The organism is Nonomuraea cypriaca (assembly GCF_015645445.1).
GTDB lineage: Bacteria > Actinomycetota > Actinomycetes > Streptosporangiales > Streptosporangiaceae > Nonomuraea > Nonomuraea cypriaca.
Genome location: NZ_JADOGI010000436.1, coordinates 1 through 3,616, shown reverse-complemented (window position 1 = coordinate 3,616; position 3,616 = coordinate 1). Strand labels below are relative to the sequence as shown.

The following is a 3,616-nucleotide window of genomic DNA, read 5'->3' as shown; positions in this document are numbered from 1 at the left end:
CTGTGCAATATCCCTTGAGTTCCTCTGAGTCTCTTGAGCATCTCTAGCCGCAGGACCTGGGCTTATCTGCTGGTGCTCCGGCTTCTTCGGGTGTTGATGAGATTTCAGGGTTTCTGAAGGTCTATCGTCCTGGTCGTTCGTCTTGCTGTGATGGTGAAGGCGAGGTGGCCGGAGTTGGCGCTGGCTGTGGTGAAGGATCTTCGGGTGGCCCGTGCCCCGGCCACCGCCGAGGACCTGGAGGCGCTGGAGACCGATGTGCTGGCCGGGTTCGTACTGGCCCGGGCGGCGGCGGGGCTGTCGGACGGCACGATCTCCTCGGACGTGATGCACCTGGAGCAGGTGCGCGCGTGGTTCGGGCGGCCGCTGTGGGAGATGGAGCCCGCCGACGCCGACGTGTATTTCGGCAAGGTGCTGCGCGGCGCCGCCAGGGGCACCCGCCTGTCGCGAGCGCAGGCGATCAAGACCTACTTCCTGTTCCTCGATCTGAGGCACAAGATCGAGATTCACCAGATGACCGGCCGTGTCGTCGAATGCCCGATCGATGAGATGAACCGGCCCCGCGGCCGTCAGGAGGCCCGGCTGCGGATCCCGCCCACCGCCGATCACGTGCGCCGGCTGTTCGCCGGATGGCGCGAAGAGCTGACCAGCTGCCGCAAGTTCGCGCCGGCCGCCCGCAACTACACCGCCGCCAGGCTGATGAGCGAGGTCGGGCTGCGGGTCAACGAGGCCTGCAAGCTCGACCTGTCCGACATCAAGTGGAACCTGGGCCACTTCGGCAAGCTGCACGTCCGCCACGGCAAGGGAGCCCGTGGCTCCGGTCCGCGTGAGCGGATGGTCCCGCTGATCAACAACGCCGAGGCCACCCTGCGGTGGTTCATTGAGGACGTGTGGGGTCAGTTCGGCGACGACCACGCCCGGCCCGGGGTCCCGCTGCTGCCCTCGGAGCGCAAGAACACCGACGGCAGCGCCGCCCGGGTCGGCGATGAGACGCTCCGGGCGGCGCTCGCGGTCACCGCCGAACGCTATCTGCCGGACTGGCCCGACCCCGTCACGCCGCATGTCCTGCGGCATTTCTGCGCCTCGCAGCTCTACCTGGGCGGGATGGACCTGCTGGCCATCCAGGCCGTCCTCGGACACGCCTGGCTGGCCACGACCATGAAGTACGTTCACGTCCCCGGGACTCACATCGAGGACGCGTGGATCGCAGGTCAGCAGCGTGCCGCCGCTCGCCTGAAAGGGTTGACGCGATGACCGCACCCCTCACCGGTGGGGCCGGCGGCTACTGGGCCCATCGTGATCTGGCTTGCGCGCTCACGCTCGGCGCCACCGGACTGCCCTGCGTCCAGGCCGGGGTCGAACTGCTCATCGACACCGACATCTGGCTGCACCGGCCCGACTTCATCGACGAGTTCATCACCATCGACGCCGACGTGGCCACCGCGCTGGCCTTCGTCGACTGGGACGCGGCGATCACAGCCCTGAACTCCGGGCGGCTGCCCTGCAGCGGCGGCGAACGCGCCGTCCTGCGGATCGCCGCGAGCATGAGCGGCGGCATCCCGGTCGACCTGCGTGACACGCTGACCAGCCTGGACGGCGTCAACCTCGCCGCGGCCGCGGCCGCGGTCCGGCACGCGGCCGGGCACCCGGCCGCATCACCGAGCCCGTGGAGGCAGGACACATGAGGTGGAACCTGCGCCTGGCCGCCGCCAACCGCGGCATCTGGAAGGCCAGCGAACTGCAGCGCATGCTCGCCGATCACGGCTTGGCGATCAGCGCCGGAAAGATGTCCGGGCTGTGGTCGGGCGAGCCGGCCAGCATCAAGCTGTCCGACCTGAACGTCATCTGCGCCGTGCTCGGCTGCGGACCAGAGGAACTGCTGATCCCAGAGCCGGAGAAGGTCCAACGAGTCGATGAACAGCAGGAAAAGCCCGCGGTGACGGCCTCGGCGGGCGGGCCGCCGGTGACACCCAAACGCCGGGACGGACGCTCATTGCCGCCGGTGTGAGATGTCCCCGCGCAAGGCCCTTCACCGCGTCCGCAGCTGCGTGGACTGCCTGGCCTGGGGCGTCATGGGCCAGCGCCGGTGCTCGTCCTGCAGCGTACTTCGCCACCATTACCTCAGCGGCGAGGGCCAGTGCGCCGGATGCGGCCGAACCCTCACCCTGAAGAAGGGCTACTGCCGATTGTGCTGGCAGCAGGCCGCTCATGAGTCCAAGACCGCGGGCGAGTTGCCTCGGGGCGCGACCGGTGTGCTGGAATCGGGCGAGCCGCTGCGCTATCACCAGCTGTTCTTCGACCGGATGAAGCTCCGCCGCGCCGAATCTCCGGCCCGCAAGTACGGCACGCGACGTGGCGCCCCGCCCAAGCCGCCACCGGTCCCGGCCGCTCGGCCGCCGATCCGGTGGATCCAGCCCAAGCTGTTCGAGACCGCCCGGGACTTCAGTCGGTTCGATGAGTCCGCTGACATCGATCTCACCAACCCCTGGTTGAGCTGGGCGATCTACCTGGCTTACCAGCGCGGAGAAGCTCGTGGCTGGCGTCGCGGCGTCCGCTTCGCGGTCCGTCGCGGACTGATCATCACGCTTTCCCGGCATGCCGCCGGTGACGTGGTGCGCTGGTCGGAACTGTTCCCGGCCATGCGCGCACGAGACCTCAACGCCGAACGGGTCGCCGTGGTGCTGGCAGAGATGGGCGTGCTGATCGACGACCGCAGACCGGCGTTCGAGGGCTGGCTGGACAGCAAACTCGACGAACTCGCCCCGGGCATCCGGCATGCTGTCGAGGCATGGCTGCGAACCCTGCATGACGGCGGGCCCCGCTCCACGCCCCGCGACATGGCCTCCATCTACAACTACATGAATGAGGTCCGCCCCATCCTGCTGGATTGGTCGGCCCGCTACGACCACCTGCGGGAGATCACCCGCGATGACATCCAGGCCGTCCTGGACGGCCTGCATGGCTCCCGCCGCTGCAACGTCCTGGTCGCGCTTCGCCAGTTGTTCGCCTTCTGCCGCAAGACTCGCCTGATCTTTCGTGATCCGGTCCGCAATATCAAAGTCGGTGAGCATCCCTACCGCATCGCGCAGCCCCTCGGCCAAGAGGAAGTCGAGCAAGCGGTCGAGATCGCCACCACCCCGGTTGCTCGCCTCGTTGTCGTCTTGGCCGCCATCTACGCCGCCCGCACCAAGGCGATCCGCGAGCTTCGACTGGACGACGTCGACCTGGGCAACCGGCGACTTACCATCGCCGGCAAGGTCCGCCCGATCGACGCGCTCACGCACCAGGTCCTGCTCGACTGGCTCCACCACAGGCGCACTCGCTGGCCGGACACGGCGAACCCGCATTTGATCACCAATCAGAAGAGCGCGATGGGCATCGGCCCCGCCAGCACCATATGAGGCGACAGAGAACTCCGCGGCCAGGTCGCCACCCTGGAACGGCTTCGCACGGACCGGCAGCTCGAGGAGGCCCTGGCACACGGTGCCGATCCACTGCACCTGGCATCGGTGTTCGGCCTCGACCCCAAGACCGCGATCCGTTACACCGAAAACGCCCGAGCGCTTCTGGTGACCGCAGCCGAGCAGCAAGATCCCGCCGGTTCCCGCGAACTCAAGGG

At 68.1% G+C, this 3,616-nt stretch carries 4 protein-coding genes; all 4 read left to right on the top strand.

From position 1 onward, the window contains the following. Positions 1-204 precede the first annotated feature (204 nt). The 4 genes from ITP53_RS58855 (at position 205) to ITP53_RS54415 (ending at position 3,398) form a co-directional block, all read left to right on the top strand. Entirely contained in the window at positions 205-1,251 is a 1,047-nt protein-coding gene (locus tag ITP53_RS58855; RefSeq protein WP_207757733.1) for a tyrosine-type recombinase/integrase, read from the top strand. Continuing rightward, entirely contained in the window at positions 1,248-1,682 is a 435-nt protein-coding gene (locus tag ITP53_RS54425; protein WP_195903324.1) for a hypothetical protein, read from the top strand. Before ITP53_RS58855 ends, ITP53_RS54425 begins: the two co-directional genes overlap by 4 nt. Further along, complete coding sequence (locus ITP53_RS54420; RefSeq protein WP_195903323.1) at positions 1,679-2,005, top strand: helix-turn-helix domain-containing protein; 327 nt, start codon at positions 1,679-1,681, stop codon at positions 2,003-2,005. Before ITP53_RS54425 ends, ITP53_RS54420 begins: the two co-directional genes overlap by 4 nt. A 64-nt stretch (positions 2,006-2,069) precedes the next feature. Further along, positions 2,070-3,398 (top strand): hypothetical protein, encoded by a 1,329-nt coding sequence (locus tag ITP53_RS54415; RefSeq protein ID WP_195903322.1) that lies wholly within the window; start codon positions 2,070-2,072, stop codon positions 3,396-3,398. The last annotated feature ends 218 nt before the right edge of the window (positions 3,399-3,616 follow it).

Bases quoted from the DNA above. Each gene is read 5' to 3' on its own strand.
- ITP53_RS54415 (WP_195903322.1), top strand. From the start codon at position 2,070: ATGGGCCAGCGCCGGTGCTCGTCCTGCAGCGTACTTCGCCACCATTAC.
- ITP53_RS54425 (WP_195903324.1), top strand. From the start codon at position 1,248: ATGACCGCACCCCTCACCGGTGGGGCCGGCGGCTACTGGGCCCATCGT.
- ITP53_RS54420 (WP_195903323.1), top strand. From the start codon at position 1,679: ATGAGGTGGAACCTGCGCCTGGCCGCCGCCAACCGCGGCATCTGGAAG.